Below are 21,660 nucleotides of genomic sequence, written 5' to 3' on the forward strand. Positions count from 1 at the left end.
ATACTTAGCATTTCGGGAATCCGTCGTGTTACTCCCCTTGGAACACTGCCATTACAGCCTGTGTGCGTAGCATTTCTCATCACACAGACTCCATACATACTAAAATAAAGTTTCGATGGATCTTAATGTCAAAAAAATCCGCAGTTCATAGCAGCACAATACCCGCACCCATCTCAATTGTTAAGATGGGTCAACGCTTTGTATTCAAAGGTACATATGGTTCTGCAGACGCTTTGCTCATCGCCAGGTATTTTGAAACCTATCGTGATACCGTGCCATCACTGGCCGTGGTTTGTTCAGAAGCCACCGATACACTCCGGCTTCAGGAGGAGCTGAGCTGGTATGCTCCTGCTGCGCGCGTACGTCGTCTTCCAGACTGGGAAACACTACCGTACGATACATTTTCCCCACATCAAGACTTAGTCTCCGAACGACTGGCCACCCTCCACGATCTTCGAGAAAAACTTTGTGATATCGTACTTATTTCCGTCACTACTGCCATATGCCGAGTAGTTCCATCCAGTTTTATGGCCGCTTACACCTTTTTTTTCTATCAAGGTGAGCGCCTTAATCAAGAAAACCTAAAATCGAAACTGACACTGGCCGGTTACGAGCACGTCACTCAAGTTATGCGCCCTGGGGAATACTGCGTGCGGGGTGGACTAATTGATATCTTCCCAATGGGCTCATCGAGACCTTATCGTATCGACTTATTTGACGATACTATTGAGAGTATCCGTGTATTCGACCCTGATACCCAATGCAGTGTTTATCCTGTTAAGGAAGTGCGACTACTGCCTGGACGAGAATTTCCATTCGACGAAGCCTCACGCACGGCCTTTCGAAGAAGATGGAGAGAAGTTTTCGAAGGAGATCCCACCCGTAGTTTAATTTACAAGGACATCGGCTCAGCAATCCCATCCGGCGGTATCGAATACTATTTACCACTCTTCTTTGATGAAACTGCCACGCTCTTCCACTACCTACCCAAAGATGCTCATCTGGTATTTATTGGTGATCTTGATTCGTCTATACAACGCTTCTGGAACGACACACAACAACGCTTCAAATTCCTCTCCCATGATCACGAAAGACCTGTGTTACCGCCTGAAAAATTATTCTTACTACATCAGGAATTTTTTACTCTTGCAAAATCGTTTGCACGACTGACACTCACTGCCCCAGGAGATAGCAGTTGGGCAACTGCCCTACCAAAACTAGGTATCAATCACCGCAATGAAGATCCACTCTCGGCCTTGCGTGGATATCTAAGTGAAACGACTGAACGCGTCTTATTGTGCGTCGATTCTGCTGGACGTCGTGAAACAATACTACAATTGCTACGGAAGTATGCCTTAGGTCCCTCTATCGTTAATTCATTAGCTGATTTCTTAGAAAGCGATGCATGCTTTTCTATCACCATCGCGCCTGTAGCAATAGGTTTTTCTGTGCCATCGGAAAATCTTGCAATCCTGACAGAGACGGAATTGTATGAAGGCATCGCACGTCGTACAGGACGTAAACGCCAACAGCAAGCCACCTCTGTCGAATCAGTGTTTCGTGATTTAGCTGAGCTCAAAATTGGTGATCCGGTAGTTCATAGCCAACACGGTATCGGACGATATCTAGGGCTCATCAGCATGGATCTAGGAGAAGGTGAAACAGAATTCCTACACCTCGAATATTCGAGTAATAGTAAACTTTACGTACCCGTTTCACAACTTCATCTCATCTCTCGATACAGCGGTGCCGATCCAGAAAGTGCTCCATTGCATATGCTCGGTTCTGGGCAATGGGAAAAAGCTAAACGACGTGCCGCACAGCAAATCTGTGATACTGCAGCCGAACTGCTCAATCTTCATGCTCGCCGAGCCGCTCGCTCAGGTTATGCTTTTAATCTGCAACCAAAGGAATATGAAAAATTTGCCAATAGTTTCGGTTTTGAGGAAACACCTGACCAAACTGCTGCTATTGCCGCTGTCATAAGTGATATGTCCAGTCAAAAATCTATGGATCGTCTAGTGTGTGGCGACGTGGGTTTTGGAAAAACAGAAGTTGCCTTGAGAGCAGCTTTCATCGCCGTACTAGATGGCAAGCAAGTCGCGATCCTTGCGCCCACTACACTGCTCGCCGAACAGCATGCTCAAACATTCTCGAACCGCTTTGCTGACTGGCCTATACGTATTGCCGAACTGTCACGCTTCAAGAGAACAAAAGAAATCAACGTAAGCATCAAAGCAATCAACGAAGGGAAAATTGATATTGTTATCGGCACACATAAACTATTATCAAATGATATTCAATTTCAACGCTTAGGTCTTGTAATAATAGATGAGGAGCACCGATTCGGTGTTCGACAGAAAGAAGCATTCAAAGCATTCCGAGCAGAAGTGGACATACTAACTCTGACAGCCACCCCTATTCCTCGAACACTCAGCATGGCCCTCGAAGGTCTACGCGATTTCTCCGTTATTGCTACCGCCCCACAGAAACGATTGGCTATCAAAACTTTTTTGCGGCGCGAGGAAAATAGCGTGATACGTGAAGCTATGCTTCGCGAACTCAAGCGTGGGGGACAAGTTTATTATCTCCACAATGAAGTAGAAACCATCGAAAATCAACGCACACACCTCCAGACGCTGATGCCAGAAGCACGAATTGTCGTCGCTCATGGGCAGATGCATGAATCCGACCTCGAGCACGTAATGCGTGATTTCGTGACACAACGTGCCAATGTGCTTCTCTGTACAACAATCATTGAAACCGGCATCGATGTCCCTACAGCGAATACAATTCTGATGCATCGTGCTGATAAATTTGGCTTAGCACAATTGCATCAACTACGCGGTCGCGTAGGTCGATCTCATCACCAAGCTTATGCTTATCTCCTTGTTCAGGATCCACAGGCACTACCAACACAAGCTCGGCGACGTCTCGAAGCCATTCAGCAAATGGAAGATCTGGGTGCGGGTTTCTATCTCGCGATGCATGATCTAGAGATTCGTGGTGCAGGACAAGTACTTGGTAGTAAGCAATCGGGAGAAATCCACGAAATCGGATTTCAACTCTACACTGACATGCTCGAAAATGCTGTCAGCGCACTCAAGGATGGTCGTGAACCTGATCTCATGGCACCATTGCAAGTCACTACAGAAATTAATCTTCATCTACCCGCCATCTTGCCCAGTAACTATTGTGTTAACGTACAAGAACGACTATCACTTTACAAAAAACTTGCGAACTGTACCGAAGATGCTGCTATCGACAAAATTCAGGAAGAACTCATCGACCGTTTCGGAAAATTGCCAGAGCAAGGCAAAGCGCTTATCGAGACCCATCGTTTGCGACTCATGGCCAAGCCACTCTGTATTGCAAAGATCGATGCAGGAGAAGAAGTCATTACGTTACAATTTGAGTCCAATCACACTATCGATGGACTACGAATCATCGAAATGCTTCAGAAAAATCAACACATCAAACTCGCGGGGCAAGACAAGCTGCATATCCAAACAACAGAAATCAAACTGGATGCAAGAGTACAATTAATTAAAGAGACACTGCGTAATCTAGCACAACCCATGATGTATGATGCGTAAGAATATTATCTTGAGCAAACTTAGTGTCAAATCCTATAATCCCAAAATTGCAATATGCACACGTAAACTATAACAAACCCGATAAAATTAATCTTTCGGCTGGAGTGAGCGGACAATTGGATCAATATACCGAAAAAATAAGGTATGTCGGTTACAGTCTAACCAGAAATCGTACACATCAATCGTTACAAGAACATACATTCAGAGGAATATGTCATCATCACAATAAATAAATAAATCCGGCTTGTCTGCCAGTTATTTTGGCACGACGATAAGAATAAAAACGTACAGAATCACTGGCGGTGCACCACTGCCCACCATAGACTTCATCAACACCCACGCGAGCTAGTCTCAAGCGTGCTAATGCGCATAAATTGCCGAAAAATTTATCACTGTCTGTACCTAATTTACAAACAAATGCGGCCTCTGTTGCTATTTTTTCACTTCGTAATGCCGCTGTGAGAAATGCCTCACGCACTTGAGCACTGACTTCAAACATCGTAGAACCAATACAAGGACCAAGCCACGCCAACAAGGTCCCACTCTTGTGAGGAATACCGAATAAATGCTGTCGCATCGCCACGACCGCTGATTCAATCACGCCACTACACAAACCACGCCAGCCAGCATGTACGGCCCCGACAACTCTCCCAGCAATATCACATAACAACACCGGCAAACAATCAGCCGTCATAACGGTACATGCAACACCTTTGGCACTCGTCACGCTGGCATCCGCTTGGATCAAGCGTCCAGCAGCAGATTCGCGTAATACAACAGTAGCATCAATGGCATGTGTACCATGTACTTGTAAAATCCAGGCTGGCGTGACTCCAGTAATAGCTGTGAAATGCACCCGATTGCTTTCAACTGCAACAGCCTCATCCCCTGTATGTGTACCAACATTAAAAGTTGCATACGAACCAATACTCACTCCTCCCGAACGTGTGGTAAATACTGCCCGAACATTCGCTGGTGCGGGCCATTCAGGCACAATCCAGTCAGCAGGCATCGACGAAGGCTCAATCATAGAAAAAATCATCAAGAGAATCTGGAATTAGAGGAAACTCAAGCCGAAGTGCTGACATTAACGCCGTCATATCGGAAGGTAATGGAGTCTGCCAATACAGCGTACGCTGATCCGTGGGATGAATTAAACCAAGTCGCCAAGCATGTAATGCCTGACGTGCAAAGCTGCCCGGCAATCTGGGATATTTGATTCGTGGATGATACAACGGATCACCAAGTAGAGAGTGTCCAAGATGCGACATATGTACACGAATTTGGTGTGTTCGCCCCGTTTCAAGAGAGCACAGAACCAACGATACGGGCACATTCTCAAGATTTGCCGTCGCTAGAGTTACAACGCGTGTGCGAGCCATCTTGCTACCGTTACCATCAACCACGGCCATCCGAGTGCGCTCACGTGGATGGCGTCCGATAGGGGCATTGATCATCATACGATCTGCTGGCCGTCCCCAAACCAAAGCAACATAATATCGCTTGACAGTACGTGCTTGTAGCTGACGAACTAAGTCGGTCTGGGCAATCAACGTTCTTGCCACTACCATCAGACCAGATGTGTCTTTGTCCAACCGATGTACAATACCCGCACGTGGCAAAGTAGACGCGTCCTGCCCATAACGATATAACAAGGCATTTAGCAACGTTCCGGACCAATTACCTACTGCCGGGTGCACCACAAGTCCTGATGGTTTATCGAAAACTACCAGCGTTTCATCCTCATAGACAATCGGCACTTCAATCGGTTCTGGGGTAAAGGCTTTCTGCTCAGGCAATGCAACAGGCATCAAGACTACAATATTCCCCTCGAGTACACGTTGACGAACTTTCGCCTGGACACCTTCAACCGTTACACGACCCGCTTCAATCCACGTTTGTAAACGACTACGAGAATAATCTGGAAACAAATACGCCAGTACCTTATCTAAACGATGTCCTGCGAGGAAAAATGGAATTTCAACCTGCAATGATTCTTGCAAAACACTACCATGGGATGGCAAAACATCCTCATTAGGATAATCTCCTTCACTTTCAATAGAAATTGAAGGATTTAGGCTATAATTACCAAATATTGAATGGGTCATTGAAAAATGAAACCAGTGAGCATGCAAACCCTTATTTTTTTAAAACAATTAACGATATCCACCATTTTAGGATTGAGCCTTGTTTCCTGCAGTATCCTACCAGAGAAAGTCGACGAAACTGCTAGCTGGTCAACCGGAAAATTATACTCGGAAGCTAAGATTTTTTTCGATTCGGGTAATTACACCAAAGCAGCGAAGTACTATGAACTAGTGGAAGGCCGCGATCCATTCAGTAAACTTTCGCAACAAGCGAAAATCAACGCTGCTTATTGTTATTACAAAGATGGTGATCTCGTTCAAGCACTCAATTCTATCAACCATTTCGTCCAACTCTACCCCACCAGTCCGTCCATCGATTATGCTTACTATCTAAAGGGCCTCATAAACTTCAATGATGACTTGGGTCTATTTGGTCGCTTCAGTGGACAAGATCCTTCAGAACGTGATCAAAAAGCTTTTCGAGACTCATATAACGACTTCAAATATCTAGTCGAACGTTATCCTCATAGCAAGTATTCGAAAGATGCAGCTCTACGAATGCGCTACGCTCTCAACGCTATGGCAGCGTATGAAGCCCATGTCGCTCAATACTACTATCATCGTGGTGCATATCTCGCTGCTGTGAATCGTGCGCAAAACGCATTAAAAGAATATGATCAGGCACCTGCCAATGAAGATGCACTCATAATTATGATCCGCTGCTACGATGCTCTCGGGATGACACAATTAAGTAATGATGCAAAACGTGTGATGATGGCAACCTATCCAAACAGTGATAAGCTAGGGTTACATTATCAACGTAAATCTTCCGATAAGTCATGGTGGCAAATCTGGAAATAAAAAAGAGAGCCAAAATCAGTCATCGTTTTTACTCACTTATACTCTGCTTACTAAAGCGTTTAGTAGCATCTTCATCAAAAAAATCTCGTACCATTTGCAGTTCACGAGTTCGCTTAAAAGGTGGCAGGCTTTGCCAGATATGACGTCCATATGGCTTTTCGACTAGCCGTGAATCACAGATCATCAATACCCCGCGATCTCGTTCAGACCTTATCAAACGTCCAGCACCTTGCTTAAGTGTAATAACCGCTTGAGGTAACTGATGTGCAAAAAACGGGCTCAAACCTTTCTGTATCAAAGCTTCAAGACGTGCCTCCAATACCGGGTCATCAGGAGGTGCAAACGGCAATTTATCAATGATCACAAGAGATAGTACATTACCAACAACATCCACACCTTCCCAGAAACTCTGGCTACCTATCAGCACTGCATTGCCTAACATACGAAAGCGGGCAATCAGTTCCGTTCGACTCGTTGTCCCTTGTACCAACAATGGATATAACCAGCCACGGCGCTCAAATTCATAATTCAACTGATCAGCCACTTGATTAACGGCCCGTAATGTCGTGCATAAAACAAAAGCCCGCCCGCCACTGGCTTCTATCACAGGTAATACTGCATCCAGCATAGCATCCTTAAAACCTGGCGCAGATGGTTTCGGCAAACCCCGTGGCACATACAGCAAACTCTGTTTTTCGTACTTAAATGGACTCGGCAATGTCAGTGATTTTTTAGCATCTAAGCCTAATTGTCCTGCATAATGAGCGAAGTTTCCTTTGACAGATAAGGTAGCTGAAGTAAAAATCCACGCACGCGGTAGACTATTTCTCTGCTTAGTAAAAATTGGCGCAATCGATAATGGTGTCTGATGCAATTGAACTACTTGTGAAAACACTTGAATCCAACGAACACTTTCTTGCAACACGTCATAGTAATCGGACTTGAGGCTCGAAGAAGCCTGCATTTCTAAAAAAGTTTGTACATGCGCACCAGGCCCTGGTTCTGCTAGCACTTTTGCTTCGAATTCGGTAGAACTCTCATCAGATTCATGGATCATCTTTCCTATCTTTTTTTTATGATTATTGTGACTCATACGTGAATTCTCGAGTATTTCAGTTGACTCAGGAAGTGTCTTCACTGTTATCCAACGTTCAAGTTGCTGATGTAATTCGATAGCTCGACGCAAACAAGTACCCAATGATTCTGCTCGTTCAGCTTGGTGTTGGAGTATTGAGATGAGAGATTGAAGTGAGATGTTTAGAACATCGAGAGCATCGAAAAATTCGTGACTGTGCGGTAATTTCTCCGCAGCTATGCGAACATTGTTAATACCAAAAGTCAGTCGAACGTCACGCGCAGCATGCTCAATATCACCACAGAGCTTGATCCAATCCACAGCTTCGCGCGCATGAGTCAACCCCTCAGCTAACGTATCTCGTGCCAGCTCAAGCATTTGGCCTGTAGAAAGCACATCCCCAAAAAATATGGTAGCTGTTTCAGGAAGTTGATGCGCTTCGTCAAATATAATTGTATTCGAATTCGGCAACAATTCTGCGATACCAGTATCTCGCAGCATAACATCAGCAAAAAATAAATGATGATTCACAACCACGATGTCAGCCTGTTGCGCTTCTTTACGAGCAAGCATTACGAAGCAAACTTTATAACGAGGACAATCTTGCCCAAGACAATTATCACGAGTAGATGTTACATGTGACCAAATCGGTGAATCCTCCGGTACACTGGTTAACTCATCTTTATCACCACTATTGGTAATCTTTATAAAGGCGGCAATTTCGCGCAACTGTGCGATCTCTTGAAGCGATACTAGGAAGCCATCCTGCAGCGTGCGCTCTAAATAATAGTGGCATAAGTAGTTAGCTCGTCCTTTGAGAATGGCAACAGTTACTGCTGGTACTGCTAATGCAGCACGCACTATAGGAATATCACGCTCAAATAATTGATCCTGAAGATGTTTAGTGCCAGTAGAGATAATCGTCTTTCCGCCCCACAACATAGCAGGAACAAGATATGCATAGGTTTTCCCCGTTCCAGTGCCTGCCTCCGCGATCAACGTATCATTTGTATCGATTGCAGAAGCAACCGCTCGAGCCATTTCACACTGTGTCTCACGCCAACGATACCCATCTATCACACGGGAAAGCATGCCATGTTCTTCAAAAATGTGGTCGAGCTCGCACTGACGCTTCAGTGTAAGTGGCGAAAGTCCATGAAACGTATCGGTACTGACATCATTGGGTAAGACTTCATCCAGTCTCACAGGGGTTATAGAAGATTCTGTCAAAAAACGTCAATTGATATAGTGAACTGGGACGAGATATGAAAAAATCATCTTAGACTAAGCTGGTCGCGGATATCTGAAAAACTTTATCATTCTAATCCCTGCTTTCTTAAATACGGCTGGATATGAAGATTTCTGTGTCTTCACTCAAATAAACATCTTGATCAAATAATCACAATCTTTATTTTTACAATACGATTGTATATAGAAGCAAATATGACTCTTATGATCTAAAAATAAAAGTTTTGTCAACTTAATGACCTTTCATTTCTTTGACTGACAGTCAAAGACGCTTATCTGAACTTGGCAAAACACTTTTTATCTTTCTTTAAACGCTCGATCGACTTCTTTTGCTTCTCTTATGAGAGAACAATAGATTCAATATATATTCTATCACTCGCGATTGATATCGCTAAACTTAGTTACTAGCAGAATCAAATGCTCTGGTATGTTATTTTAGCGAATAATACCTCTTACTGACGCTCAACCTGGTTGGTTGCGTGATAAAGTGCCGCTTACGTTGAATGTCTGCTCTCTGTTATAGACCTATTAAGGCTTATTTTGATCATTGAAACGCGCATCACGCGCTTGCGCACGAGCGCGTCGCAAATCAGCCTCAAGTGCTAATCGCTGACTACGGATCCATGATAAAACCTTACGGTGCTTATTTTTCGCCCTATCGAGGCAAGCATTGACGAAGAACTTCGAATGACAACCGTATATTGCATCTGAGTATCGATACTCAGCCGAAGCTTTTTGACGTTCCAGGAAAGCACGCCGTCCATCAAAATCCGATGATTCTGAATGTAAACTCAGGGGAATCTGATAATGAGGAAACAATATAGCTGAAGTGACTGTCAGCTCTCTAACATAATTCTGACGAACGCCACATGCTCTAGCATCAAAAAGAGACTTACGAGCATCGATCTGCCCCGAAGAAAACACAAGATTATCTGCTGCACACCCACCCAGAACCACTATAGATAAAGAAAGCAATAAAAGCACCAAAATAAACATAGCGGTAACGAAAAGCCGACTTGAGATTTTTCTTTTTAAGAAAACCATAATACTTCCCATTTTATCACTACATTATGGAAAAATAATTAGGCCATTTTGAAGCAAAAAAAACTCATGATAGAAAATATTGAGACTCCAGGTCTCTAAAAAATATTTAAAGAAGAATGATACAGTAGGAAAACTGGCATGTTTCAATCAATCATTACATTAGCCAACCTCAAATAAATCCTAGAATGTTAAATGATAGGGACAAAAAGATCATTCATCTAGCACCATCATCTATAATGATGGTGCTCTTCTTGCAAACTCTTGTTGAAATTTTTTGAGAAAACATCTTTCTTTCTATTTCTCTCAAAAATCCAAAGATTGTCGTACATCCTTTGAATTATCAAGGCGATGGAAAACAGCAATACACCTCCTATTTCAACAACTCCTGGTTCTTGATTCAAGAATGACGCATCGAAAAAACGCAAGCCAGAACTCTTTCATAGTTTGGCGTTTTAAAAAGTTGGCGGGTTAAATTCGTCGATCAGTCCTTGCTTGTCACGACTTTAAATACCAAGTTCTTCTAAGGAAGATAAGCATTTACCCACAAACACTGTTTCCAAATATCGCGAGTATTGTTACCAAATCCCTGACCAATAATTTAAGTAGCACATCAAGAAATCAGCAAAAAATAAATCTATCGCTTTGTGTAGTCTTACACTTAAAATTTCTCTCTTTTAATAGATACTATTCCACATTAATAGTAGGAATACGTATGAAAAAGGCAGCATCAACACTGTTAATTTAGCTCACCATTCGCATACTGTATGCAAAAAGGATGTCAATACAATTATTGACCACAGTCTCCCTCAGATAAGTGGTATTCAAAGAAAGATAAATACAACGTTCTTAATAGATAAGAGTCAAATGTAAGAGACATTCTCTTTTCTTAGCAAGAATTCACTTATTTACACATTGGTCATGAAACGCCTTTAACAACGCTGGCCAGACATTGAGCACTTTTAACCGCCAGCTCAACATCATGTGCCTCGACCATCATGCGCAATACTGGTTCGGTACCAGACTCTCGAATCAGAACACGCCCTCGATCATCCAAGGCTTGTTCTACCTTCTCACGTGTCAACTTCAGACGGACATCAGTCTGCCAATCATAATCTGGCGATGTCCGAACATTGATCATATGCTGCGCAAATAAACGAATACCGCCTATCAATTCGCCAAGTGAATGACCAGAGCGGCGGATCGCTGCCAAAACCTGTAGTGCGGAAATAATACCATCGCCAGTCGTATGCTTATCTAAACATAGGATATGGCCGGATCCTTCAGCACCAAGTTGCCAACCATATTCGCGTAATTTCGCTAAAATATAACGGTCACCAACGTCAGTTCGAACGAACAAAACTCCTAAATCCTTTAAGGCTACTTCGATAGCCATATTAGTCATTAATGTGCCAACCACCCCACCTACAGGACCGCGATCCAAACGATCCTTCACAAGCACGTAAAGGAGCTCATCGCCATTATACAGACGACCGGTCTCATCAACCATTTGTAATCTGTCTGCATCACCATCCAGCGCTATCCCTATATCCGAACAGTTTGCTCGTACAGCACGCACTAGTTCATCAGGAGATGTCGTACCGCACTTCTTATTGATGTTAAAACCATTTGGCTGATTACCAATAGCGATAACTTCCGCACCTAGTTCGTGGAAAACATGTGGTGCAATGTGATAAGCTGCTCCGTTGGCACAATCAACAACGATTTTCATGCCATGTAAATCGAGTTCATTAGGAAAAGTGCTTTTACAGAATTCAATGTATCGGCCAGCAGCATCATCCAAGCGACGTGCTTTACCCAAGTGCTCGGAATGCACACATCGCAATGGCTTGCCCAAAGCTGTCTCAATATCAACTTCTACCGTATCTGGCAATTTATTTCCATCAGCCGAAAAAAACTTAATACCGTTATCTTGGTAAGGATTATGTGATGCACTGATCACAACACCAGCGGCAAGACGTAATGCACGAGTGAGGTAAGCAACTGCTGGCGTTGGCATTGGACCCGCCAACATCGTATCGACTCCGGCTGCAGAAAAACCAGCTTCGAGCGCTGCCTCGAGCATATAACCGGACACGCGTGTATCCTTGCCAATCAATATAGTTGGGCGCCCATTAGTCTGATGTCCTGCCAACACTCTTCCTGCCGCATAGCCCAACCGCAGAACAAATTCTGGCGTAATCGGTATCTCACCGACCGTACCACGGACTCCGTCAGTACCAAAATATCGCCGTTCCATCCCTGTACCCTCAAGTAATACTCTAAATAGAGCAAGCTGGTGTCATTCGTATAACTTCATATGAGTCATCCGTTTTTTATCGATTTTCTTTATTCCCAGATGTTTCAATCAGCCATGCGTACAGCCTGCCATACCTTCAGTGCATCTACGGTTTCAGCAACATCATGTACTCGAACAATCGTAGCACCACGTTCAGCCGCACATAACACCGCTGCTATGCTAGCTGCAAGACGTTCAGCCGGAACCTTACGACCGGTGATCTCACCTAACATTCGTTTTCGTGACATACCAACCAATATTGGCATTCCATCTCGCATGAACATCGGCAAATGTTTCACTAGGGACAGATTATGCGCGAGACACTTACCAAAACCATACCCAGGATCAAGAAAAATACGTGTTTGTTCAATTCCCGCTGCTACCAATGCTTTAACGCGATCATCAAGAAATGATCCTACTTCCGTGACAACATCTTCATACAGAGGTGCTTCTTGCATCGTTTTCGGATCACCCCTCATATGTGTCACGCATAGCACAGCATGACTTTCCTTTACAGCATCAATCGCTCCTGGCTTACGAAAGCCCCAAATGTCATTGATCATATCCGCACCTGCCGACAATACAGCCTGCATCACAACAGGCTTATACGTGTCGACAGACAACGGTATACCGCAGCCGCTTAATGCCTCGACTATTGGCACCACACGCTCAAGCTCCTGATCAAGTGAAAGTGCCTGCGCACCAGGACGTGTGGATTCTCCTCCAATATCAAGGATATCTGCGCCATCAGCAATCAATTGTTCGGCATGACGCAATGCCATTTCGAGCCTCAAAAATTTCCCTCCATCAGAAAATGAGTCTGGAGTAATATTGAGGATACCCATAACTTTCGGCTGATCAGCGGCAAGGCAAAAGCGACCAAACCGAAATTTTGGAGGTAAAACAGAGTAAGTATGCACAATTTAAAAAAGATAGGTAGAAAAACTGAGCAACGAAAAAGTCGGCTTTCGCCGACCTTTCTCTCACTTTATTTACATGCAAAAATTTATATAGTCGCAGGTTTATTGGTCGGCTCCAGCAATTCATTACCGCCTGTTGAAGTATCATCACCTGAATGATCACTACCGGATGACGAACGTGGTGGACGATTTTCCATAATGTCCCTGATCTGTTCTGCATCGATAGTTTCCCAATCCATTAGGGACTGAACCATGATCTCAACTTTATCTCGGTTGTCCTCCAACAGCTTACGCGCCAGCGCATATTGCTCATCCAAAATTCGGCGAACTTCTGCGTCAACCTTCTGCTGAGTAGCTTCTGATATCGATTTAGTAGACATGCTCCCAAACATCGAGTCCTGCTCTTTATCTATGTAGACCATCGGACCCAAGGAATCGGACATGCCGTAACGAGTCACCATATCACGAGCCAATTTTGTTGCACGTTCGAAATCGTTTGAGGCTCCAGTAGACATCTTATTCAAGAACACCTCTTCTGCAGCACGACCTCCAAACAACATCGCAATTTGCACTAACATTGTATCGCGGTATTCCGAATACTTATCATGCTCTGGCAGTTGCATGGTTACACCAAGCGCATAACCACGAGGGATAATTGTGACTTTATGCACCGGATCAGCTCCCGGCAATAACATAGCAACAACCGCATGCCCTGATTCGTGATAGGCTGTAACACGACGCTCTTCATCACGCATTACAGCTGACTTACGCTCCGGACCCATAAAAATTTTGTCCTTTGCGTCTTCGAAATCAAGTTGCTCGACGATACGTTTATTACGGCGCGCTGCAGACAACGCGGCTTCATTGACAAGATTTGCCAAATCAGCACCAGACATGCCGGGCGTTCCACGGGCAATCACCGAAGCATTAACATCGTTCGAAATCGGCACCTTACGCAGATGAACTTTTAAAATTTGTTCACGACCTCGGATATCCGGCAAGCCAACGTAGACTTGACGATCAAATCGTCCAGGACGCAATAACGCCCTATCCAACACATCAGAACGGTTAGTCGCCGCTATCACAATGACTCCGGAATTGACTTCAAAGCCATCCATCTCAACTAGCATCTGATTCAATGTTTGTTCTCGTTCATCGTTACCTCCTCCCATGCCGGCACCACGGTGACGACCAACCGCATCAAGTTCATCAATAAATACAATACAGGGTGATTGCTTCTTCGCGTTTTCAAACATATCACGTACACGTGCCGCTCCAACCCCAACAAACATTTCAACGAAATCAGAACCTGAAATGCTGAAAAATGGTACCTTAGCTTCACCAGCAATGGCACGAGCAAGCAAGGTCTTACCGGTACCTGGTGGCCCTACCAACAAAATACCCCGCGGAATGCGACCACCTAATTTCTGAAATTTCTGCGGATCTTTTAAAAAATCAACGAGCTCGCTGACTTCGTATTTTGCATCATCGCAACCAGCGACATCACCAAAATTTACAGAGTTTGTGTTCTCATCAAGCAAACGTGCGCGCGATTTTCCAAAGGAAAAAGCGCCACCCTTACCGCCCCCTTGCATCTGTCGCATCATGTAAAACCAGAATCCGATAATCAAAATAGTTGGACCAAGGTAATATAATGCAGACATCAAAAAACTCGGCTCGTCATCGGCTTTCCCAGATACCTGTACACCGTATTTCATAAGGTCACCTACCATCCAGATATCGCCTGGTGACACGATAGTGTACTTTTTCCCATCGACTGAAGCCACCTGCAGACTACGTCCCTGGACAATGACATTCTTAATCTTGCCACCTTTGGCATCATCCATGAATTGAGAGTACGTTACCCCATCTTGCACATGGGGCCTATCGAATTTCTTGAAAACAGTAAATAAAACCAGTGCGATGACTAGCCATATCGCCGCTTTGGAAAACATATTATTATTCAAAGCGCTACTCCTTGATGAATTCGCTTCGCATTAACGTTCATTTTAATCCACTCCGATATACACCACCATAGTGATTCTTTAGCACCGCTACAGCGAATATAAGTCAACTTAACGATCGAAAGGCTTGCTTTTCAAACACCGCCCTAAGATGAAAATCTCTGAAGACTTATCACGGGAGGCCTTCGGTTTTCTCGGCGCCACCATCTTGAACTGCTGTTTGAACTTCTCGATAATTTGAGTGTAGCCACTACCATGGAAACATTTCACTAGCAAAGTCCCATCAAATTTCAAACGGCGTTTGGCAAAATCCAGCGCCAAATCACAAATATCCTCGATTCTAGCCATATCAGCAGATACAACTCCAGATAAGTTTGGGGCCATATCAGAAAGTACAAGGTCGACATAGCGACTACCTATTATTTCTTCGAGTTGTTGAAGCACAGCATCTTCCCGAAAATCACCTTGTAAAAAGGTGATATCTGGAATGGGCTGCATCTTGAGAAGATCAAGTGCAATGATAGTGCCATGGATACCGCCATGTGCGAGCGATTTACTTTTCGCTAGTTTATTACGCACATATTGACTCCAACTGCCAGGTGTTGCACCAAGGTCAACGATGATCTGTCCCGGCTTGATTAGCCGGTCTTGCTCATCGATCTCCTTTAACTTATATACGGCGCGAGCTCGATAGCCTTCGCGTTGTGCCATTTTTACATATGGATCATTTATGTGGTCATGCAACCACGTAGTCCTAAAACGATTTTTTGTCATCTTTATCAAAAACTCTACGAGTTTGCGAGATAATACTCCTGAATTATCAGTTCTCATACTTAGTGACTTCCAACTACCGCCGTTTCGTATTTTTTATATCGATGAATGGTTGGAAATTTTTATCTATTTTATTTCCTATGCCTACTTTCCCCCTCAACCCACGCCGTCGGGCCGAACTGCGCAGTGCTGCTCATGCACTGAATCCCATCGTACTAATTAGCAGTGACGGCTTGAGTACCTCAGTACTGAAGGAAATAGATAATGCTCTGGACTCACATGAACTCATCAAAGTACGTGTTTTTGTTAACGAACGTAATACTCGCATCGCTATCTATACATCAATTTGTAATCAATTAGATGCTGCGCCAGTACAGCACATCGGGAAACTATTGGTACTCTATCGTCCAATTTCTAAAAAAACAGAAGCTCTAAGCGAAATAGCAAATGTCAAAGTAAGAGGTGCGCCACGAACCTTCAAAGTTATCAAATCGAGTGGATATGTAGGAGGAGGTCGTCCATCCGTCTCCAAAGTTATCGTTCGAGGCAATGAACGTCTTACCAGCGGTGGTCTTATCAAAAAAGCGAAGAAATACAGAACCAGTATAAAACGTCAAAAAAATACCTAAAGCAAGAACTATTATCACTGAACTACTAGAAGTTTAGCTTTCAAATGTATGTTTTTCATGCATAAAAAGATCATGCATGAAAAACATAACTGATCTCCGTCGTTTCAACGTTAATATAACTGTTCATAAGAAATGAACATCATAACAAGCAACGTTTTTAAAAAATAAATGATAAAAAGTACAATGTAGCATGAAAAAGCAACAGGCACAGGAGGATGTGACAACCTCCATGCCAATCCCAGGAATCCTTATCTGGGTGAACCATATGAACGTGAACTAACGCACTTATCAAGAGCACTGACTAAAGTACGCGACAACAATGTTGTAAACAAGATAGGAAGTACCAGATAGCCAATAATGGTCACTCACTGTCATACCAAAACGTTGTGAGTAAACGAAAAAATCACCCAAAAAAACTTTGCTAGTAGACAAAGATTATTTCTACTAGCAAAGACTCAGATGTATCTAACATTAATAATTTCATACTGATGGATACCACTCGGTGCCTGAACCTCAGCAACATCTCCCGCATACTTACCAATCAGCGCACGCGCAACCGGTGAACTAACAGAAATCTTACCTTGTTCGATATCTGCCTCATCGTCACCTACGATTTGATAATTCACCGTACCTCCATTTTCTAGATCTTCTAGCTCAACGGTCGATGCAAAGACCACCCGTCCGTCTGCATCCAAAACTGACGGATCGATAATTTGCGCTGCCGATAACTTCGATTCAAGATCAGCAATTCGCCCTTCGATAAAACCCTGCTTTTCTTTCGCAGCATCATACTCGGCATTTTCTGAAAGATCCCCATGTGCACGCGCTTCAGCGATTGCAATAATGACAGCTGGACGATCAATAGTTTTTAGGCGGTGCAACTCTTCCTTGAGATTCTCAGCGCCTCGTTTGGTCAGAGGAATGGTACTCATACATATATTCCAAAAAACAAAAAAATTGCCGCAGATAAAGCTGCATTCGCATTTTTTGCGAACGCCGCTTGACCGCGGCTGTGACAACAGTGTTGCACTAGTTTAGCAGGATTACCCTACAGTTGAAAATTTCCAAGTAATATTAGCCTGGAATATCTTTCTAAAATAAGGTGCAACACCTTTCCCATATTATAGCAAAATGATCAAAAAAACCGTAACCCCTTCAGTTTCCAACTAACTTGTGAGTCTAAACAGACAGCTGCATATGAAGGTTTTGCAAATCGTATACTTTCAAATTTCGCACGTATTTCAAACCCTCCGCTGCCGCAAGAGCACCCCAAATCGTTGTGTAGTATGTGACTTTATGCGCCTGTGCCGAAATGCGAATCGATCGTGAATCAGCAATTGCCGCACGAGTGTCTTCGACCATCATGAAGATAAGTGCAATTTCTCCATTTTTAATCATGTCAACAATGTGAGGACGGCCATCCTTCACTTTATTAACAAGGCGAACAGGAATCCCAGCTGCTTGAATTGCTGCCGCCGTACCACGCGTAGCAACAATCGGATATCCAAGAGTATGTAAGATCTTAGCCACTTCAACGGCACGTGGCTTGTCCGCATCTTTCACTGTAAGTAAAACAGTACCCGAATCTGGCAACCTGGAACCAGCGGCCAATTGAGACTTAAATAGTGCTTCACCAAAAGTCTTTCCAACACCCATCACTTCTCCAGTGGAACGCATCTCTGGTCCGAGTATCGGATCCACACCTGGGAATTTCACGAAAGGAAAGACAGCCTCCTTCACACTGAAATATGGTGGAATAATAATTTCAGAGCTTACTCCTTGCGCCTTAAGTGTGTTCCCAACCATCACACGAGCAGCAATCTTTGCCAACTGACGACCCGTGGCCTTGGATACAAAAGGTATGGTACGTGAAGCGCGGGGATTAACTTCGAGAACGTAAATAGTATCAAGACCTTTTTCCTGCTGAATCGCAAATTGCACATTCATCAGCCCTACAACATTCAAAGCCTCTGCCATCGCAACCGTTTGACGCTTCAATTCATTAATAGTTTCAACCGATAGAGAATATGGTGGCAATGAACATGCCGAATCACCCGAGTGAACACCCGCTTGCTCGATATGTTGCATCACACCCCCAATGTACACATCTGTCCCATCCGAGATGCAATCGACATCACACTCGATAGCATCTCCGAGAAAGCAATCAAGCAACACTGGACTATCGTGACTAACCTTCACCGCTTCACGCATATAACGCTCAAGGTCCCGCGGCTCATGAACGATTTCCATGGCACGACCACCCAACACATAAGATGGTCTCACCACTAGTGGATAGCCAATCTCATCTGCCAATATAAGCGCTTCATCTTCAACACGTGCAGTGCGGTTAGATGGTTGACGCAACTCTAAGTCTTGTAACAACTGCTGAAAGCGCTCACGATCTTCCGCTACGTCGATCATATCAGGACTGGTTCCTATAATCGGCACACCATTAGCTTCAAGATCAAGCGCTAGCTTCAATGGTGTCTGCCCACCATATTGAACAATCACACCATACGGTTTTTCAAGATCAACAATTTCCAGTACGTCTTCCAACGTCACCGGTTCGAAATACAAACGATCTGAGGTATCATAGTCAGTCGAAACGGTTTCTGGATTACAGTTGACCATAATGGTCTCATAACCATCTTCCCGCATTGCCAGGGCCGCATGAACACAGCAATAATCAAATTCAATCCCCTGTCCGATTCTATTTGGACCGCCGCCAAGCACCATAATCTTCTTTTTGTCACTTGGCTTTGCTTCACACTCCTCTTCATAAGTCGAGTACATATAGGCGGTATTGGTTCTAAATTCACCCGCACACGTATCGACCCGTTTGTAGACTGGCCTGACTTTTTTAGCAATACGGACACGGCGAACTTCATCCTGATTTGTACCAAGCAGTTTTGCTAAACGACGATCCGAAAAACCACTTTGCTTTAGAAAAAGCAATTCAGATGCAGTAAGACTCGCCAAGTTGCGATCCAGCAGCGTATTTTCCTTTTTAACGATATCATTCAGTTGGGCAAGAAACCAAGGATCAATTGCTGTCTCATTGTAGACTTCCTCCAGACTCATTCCCAAACGAAAAGCATCACCAACGTACCAAATGCGATCTGGCCCAGGTTCTGCAATCTCTGCAATGATCTCATCGCGATCAGTCGATTTTTCATCAAGACCATCAACACCCACTTCCAAAGCACGTATCGCTTTCTGAAACGATTCCTGAAAAGTGCGACCTATAGCCATCACTTCACCTACCGACTTCATTTGCGTAGTCAATCGAACATCGGCTTCTCGAAATTTCTCAAAAGCAAAACGCGGCACCTTAGTAACGACATAATCGATAGTTGGTTCAAATGATACTGGCGTCGCACCAGCAGTAATTTCATTGCGAAGCTCATCGAGCGTATAACCAACAGCAAGCTTAGCAGCCACCTTTGCGATGGGGAATCCAGTAGCTTTGGAAGCTAAAGCTGACGAACGCGACACCCGGGGATTCATTTCAATGACAACCATCCGACCATCTTTGGGATTAATCGAAAACTGAACGTTTGAACCGCCAGTTTCCACGCCAATTTCTCGCAATACAGCCAAAGAAGCATTCCGAAGGAGCTGATATTCCTTGTCAGTCAAAGTCTGCGCTGGGGCCACTGTAATTGAGTCACCAGTATGCACCCCCATCGGATCCAAATTTTCGATGGAGCACACGATGATACAATTGTCAGCTCGATCACGTACGACTTCCATTTCGTATTCTTTCCAACCGAGCAATGATTCTTCAATCAATAACTCGGAAGTCGGAGACAAGTCGAGACCGCGCTTACAAATTTCTTGAAATTCCTCCCGATTATAGGCAATACCACCGCCCGATCCACCTAACGTAAACGATGGACGGATCACCATTGGATAACCACTTCCTCCAATTTCAGCAACGATCTGTGCTTGAACAGCTAGAGCCTCTTCCATTGAATGAGCAATACCCGACTTTGCCGAACTAAGGCCGATTTTGGTCATTGCCTCTTTAAACTTCAATCTATCTTCGGCCTTATCAATCGCCTCCGGCGATGCACCTATCAACTTGACCTTGTACTTGTCTAATACTCCATGTTTGTACAGATCCAACGCACAATTCAACGCTGTCTGTCCACCCATCGTAGGCAAGATTGCATCCGGACGCTCTTTGGCAATAATGCATTCAACGACTTCCCAACTGATAGGCTCAATGTAAGTTACATCAGCCATATCCGGGTCTGTCATAATGGTAGCTGGATTACTGTTAATCAGAATAACCTTGTAACCCTCTTCGCGCAGAGCTTTACACGCTTGCACACCCGAATAATCGAATTCGCATGCCTGACCAATGATGATAGGGCCGGCGCCAATGATGAGGATACTCTTAATGTCTGTGTGCTTTGGCATAACGGTTCCCAACAAATAATTAATTCAGCGTCGCGCTCGCTAACTTCACACTGAAGCCAACAAACAACGCGCCTACGCCGCCAGTCGCACCAACATTTAATCGACGACGTTCTCGGAAATGTTTAGCCAAGCGAGCGCCGGCCAAAATTAACATGCTCAAATACAAAAAACTAAAGCACTGCAAAATTGCACCAAGAACGGCAAATGACAAAACAGGATGAGCGTAACTAGGATCAACAAACTGAATAAAAAATGACACAAAAAACAAAATCGCCTTCGGGTTAAGTAAACTGATCATCAACGAACGACGGAACAAAAGACCTGGCTTAGCATCGCTAGATAATGAGACATTATCCATCACCTGTTCTGTGGCCTCAACCGTTGTTTTCTGCCTCATATTACGCCAAGCGTCACGCAGCATACTGAAGCCCATCCAGAATAAATACGCCGCACCCAAGGATTTAACACCAAGAAATAGAGTAGGACTACTATTCAGTAAAGATGCTGCGCCAGCTGCTGATAGTGCCATCAATACAGCATCACCAACAAATACAGCACATGCACTCAAGTATCCCAAGCGCACGCCATGCCTGGCAGAGGCTGATAAGACATAAAACGAATTCGGCCCTGGCAGCAAAACGATCACAACAACCCCCGCCAGATAAGTTCCAATATTAATCACACCTAGCGACTCGAAAAACATGACTTAGTTCTCCTTTTTCGTTTTGCAATATATTTTTGCCA

The 21,660-nt window shown here is 44.1% G+C and carries 14 protein-coding genes; 3 read left to right on the forward strand and 11 right to left on the reverse strand.

From position 1 onward, the window contains the following. The first annotated feature begins 125 nt into the window (after positions 1 to 125). Positions 126 to 3,596 (forward strand): transcription-repair coupling factor, encoded by a 3,471-nt coding sequence (gene mfd / locus BZL35_RS01970; protein ID WP_106182382.1) that lies wholly within the window; start codon positions 126 to 128, stop codon positions 3,594 to 3,596. 220 nt (positions 3,597 to 3,816) lie between these two features. Here mfd and pgeF read toward each other — a convergent pair whose 3' ends face one another. Next, the gene (gene pgeF, locus BZL35_RS01975) at positions 3,817 to 4,626 is read right to left on the reverse strand and encodes a peptidoglycan editing factor PgeF (protein WP_245916323.1); all 810 of its coding nucleotides are present in this window, start codon (positions 4,624 to 4,626) and stop codon (positions 3,817 to 3,819) included. Next, entirely contained in the window at positions 4,619 to 5,704 is a 1,086-nt protein-coding gene (locus BZL35_RS01980; RefSeq protein WP_106182846.1) for an RluA family pseudouridine synthase, read from the reverse strand. The genes pgeF and BZL35_RS01980 overlap by 8 nt, the downstream gene beginning before the upstream one ends. Positions 5,705 to 5,725: 21 nt before the next feature. On the opposite strand from BZL35_RS01980, the gene BZL35_RS01985 reads away from it, so the two are divergent. Beyond that, the gene (locus BZL35_RS01985; protein WP_181276546.1) at positions 5,726 to 6,544 is read left to right on the forward strand and encodes an outer membrane protein assembly factor BamD; all 819 of its coding nucleotides are present in this window, start codon (positions 5,726 to 5,728) and stop codon (positions 6,542 to 6,544) included. 28 nt (positions 6,545 to 6,572) lie between these two features. Here the strand turns inward: BZL35_RS01985 and BZL35_RS01990 are convergent, their stop codons facing one another. The 6 genes from BZL35_RS01990 to BZL35_RS02015 all read right to left on the reverse strand — a co-directional run bounded on the left by BZL35_RS01990 (position 6,573) and on the right by BZL35_RS02015 (position 15,865). Beyond that, entirely contained in the window at positions 6,573 to 8,825 is a 2,253-nt protein-coding gene (locus BZL35_RS01990; RefSeq protein ID WP_420837014.1) for a DNA repair helicase YoaA, read from the reverse strand. Between the two features lie 570 nt (positions 8,826 to 9,395). Further along, the gene (locus BZL35_RS01995) at positions 9,396 to 9,911 is read right to left on the reverse strand and encodes a hypothetical protein (RefSeq protein ID WP_146128570.1); all 516 of its coding nucleotides are present in this window, start codon (positions 9,909 to 9,911) and stop codon (positions 9,396 to 9,398) included. A 916-nt stretch (positions 9,912 to 10,827) separates the two neighbouring features. Continuing rightward, positions 10,828 to 12,168 carry a phosphoglucosamine mutase gene (glmM, locus tag BZL35_RS02000; protein WP_106182387.1) on the reverse strand — a complete coding sequence of 447 codons (1,341 nt, stop codon included), beginning with the start codon at positions 12,166 to 12,168 and terminating at the stop codon, positions 10,828 to 10,830. Between the two features lie 104 nt (positions 12,169 to 12,272). Further along, positions 12,273 to 13,052, reverse strand: a complete 780-nt coding sequence (gene folP / locus BZL35_RS02005) for a dihydropteroate synthase (protein ID WP_106182390.1) — start codon at positions 13,050 to 13,052, stop codon at positions 12,273 to 12,275. A gap of 161 nt (positions 13,053 to 13,213) precedes the next feature. Further along, entirely contained in the window at positions 13,214 to 15,094 is a 1,881-nt protein-coding gene (gene ftsH, locus BZL35_RS02010; RefSeq protein WP_106182393.1) for an ATP-dependent zinc metalloprotease FtsH, read from the reverse strand. A 108-nt stretch (positions 15,095 to 15,202) separates the two neighbouring features. Next, positions 15,203 to 15,865 (reverse strand): RlmE family RNA methyltransferase, encoded by a 663-nt coding sequence (locus tag BZL35_RS02015; protein WP_106182849.1) that lies wholly within the window; start codon positions 15,863 to 15,865, stop codon positions 15,203 to 15,205. Between the two features lie 137 nt (positions 15,866 to 16,002). Between BZL35_RS02015 and BZL35_RS02020 the strand changes: the two genes are divergently transcribed. After that, entirely contained in the window at positions 16,003 to 16,491 is a 489-nt protein-coding gene (locus BZL35_RS02020; RefSeq protein ID WP_106182850.1) for a YhbY family RNA-binding protein, read from the forward strand. 455 nt (positions 16,492 to 16,946) lie between these two features. Here BZL35_RS02020 and greA read toward each other — a convergent pair whose 3' ends face one another. From greA to leuE, 3 genes are all read right to left on the reverse strand, one after another. Beyond that, on the reverse strand, positions 16,947 to 17,423 hold the full coding sequence (gene greA, locus BZL35_RS02025; RefSeq protein WP_106182395.1) for a transcription elongation factor GreA: 477 nt from the start codon (positions 17,421 to 17,423) through the stop codon (positions 16,947 to 16,949). A gap of 247 nt (positions 17,424 to 17,670) precedes the next feature. Then, entirely contained in the window at positions 17,671 to 20,916 is a 3,246-nt protein-coding gene (gene carB / locus BZL35_RS02030; protein WP_106182398.1) for a carbamoyl-phosphate synthase large subunit, read from the reverse strand. Positions 20,917 to 20,935: 19 nt separating this feature from the next. Further along, positions 20,936 to 21,619 (reverse strand): leucine efflux protein LeuE, encoded by a 684-nt coding sequence (leuE, locus tag BZL35_RS02035; RefSeq protein ID WP_106182400.1) that lies wholly within the window; start codon positions 21,617 to 21,619, stop codon positions 20,936 to 20,938. Positions 21,620 to 21,660 lie beyond the last annotated feature (41 nt).

The sequence above is a fragment of the Candidatus Pandoraea novymonadis genome, from assembly GCF_003004665.1.
In the GTDB taxonomy this organism is placed as follows: Bacteria; Pseudomonadota; Gammaproteobacteria; order Burkholderiales; family Burkholderiaceae; genus Pandoraea; species Pandoraea novymonadis.

Bases quoted from the DNA above. Each gene is read 5' to 3' on its own strand.
- BZL35_RS01980 (WP_106182846.1), bottom strand. From the start codon at position 5,704: ATGACCCATTCAATATTTGGTAATTATAGCCTAAATCCTTCAATTTCT.
- leuE (WP_106182400.1), bottom strand. From the start codon at position 21,619: ATGTTTTTCGAGTCGCTAGGTGTGATTAATATTGGAACTTATCTGGCG.
- BZL35_RS02015 (WP_106182849.1), bottom strand. From the start codon at position 15,865: ATGACAAAAAATCGTTTTAGGACTACGTGGTTGCATGACCACATAAAT.
- BZL35_RS01995 (WP_146128570.1), bottom strand. From the start codon at position 9,911: ATGGTTTTCTTAAAAAGAAAAATCTCAAGTCGGCTTTTCGTTACCGCT.
- BZL35_RS01985 (WP_181276546.1), top strand. From the start codon at position 5,726: ATGCAAACCCTTATTTTTTTAAAACAATTAACGATATCCACCATTTTA.
- carB (WP_106182398.1), bottom strand. From the start codon at position 20,916: ATGCCAAAGCACACAGACATTAAGAGTATCCTCATCATTGGCGCCGGC.
- glmM (WP_106182387.1), bottom strand. From the start codon at position 12,168: ATGGAACGGCGATATTTTGGTACTGACGGAGTCCGTGGTACGGTCGGT.
- mfd (WP_106182382.1), top strand. From the start codon at position 126: ATGTCAAAAAAATCCGCAGTTCATAGCAGCACAATACCCGCACCCATC.
- pgeF (WP_245916323.1), bottom strand. From the start codon at position 4,626: ATGATTGAGCCTTCGTCGATGCCTGCTGACTGGATTGTGCCTGAATGG.
- greA (WP_106182395.1), bottom strand. From the start codon at position 17,423: ATGAGTACCATTCCTCTGACCAAACGAGGCGCTGAGAATCTCAAGGAA.
- folP (WP_106182390.1), bottom strand. From the start codon at position 13,052: ATGGGTATCCTCAATATTACTCCAGACTCATTTTCTGATGGAGGGAAA.
- BZL35_RS02020 (WP_106182850.1), top strand. From the start codon at position 16,003: ATGCCTACTTTCCCCCTCAACCCACGCCGTCGGGCCGAACTGCGCAGT.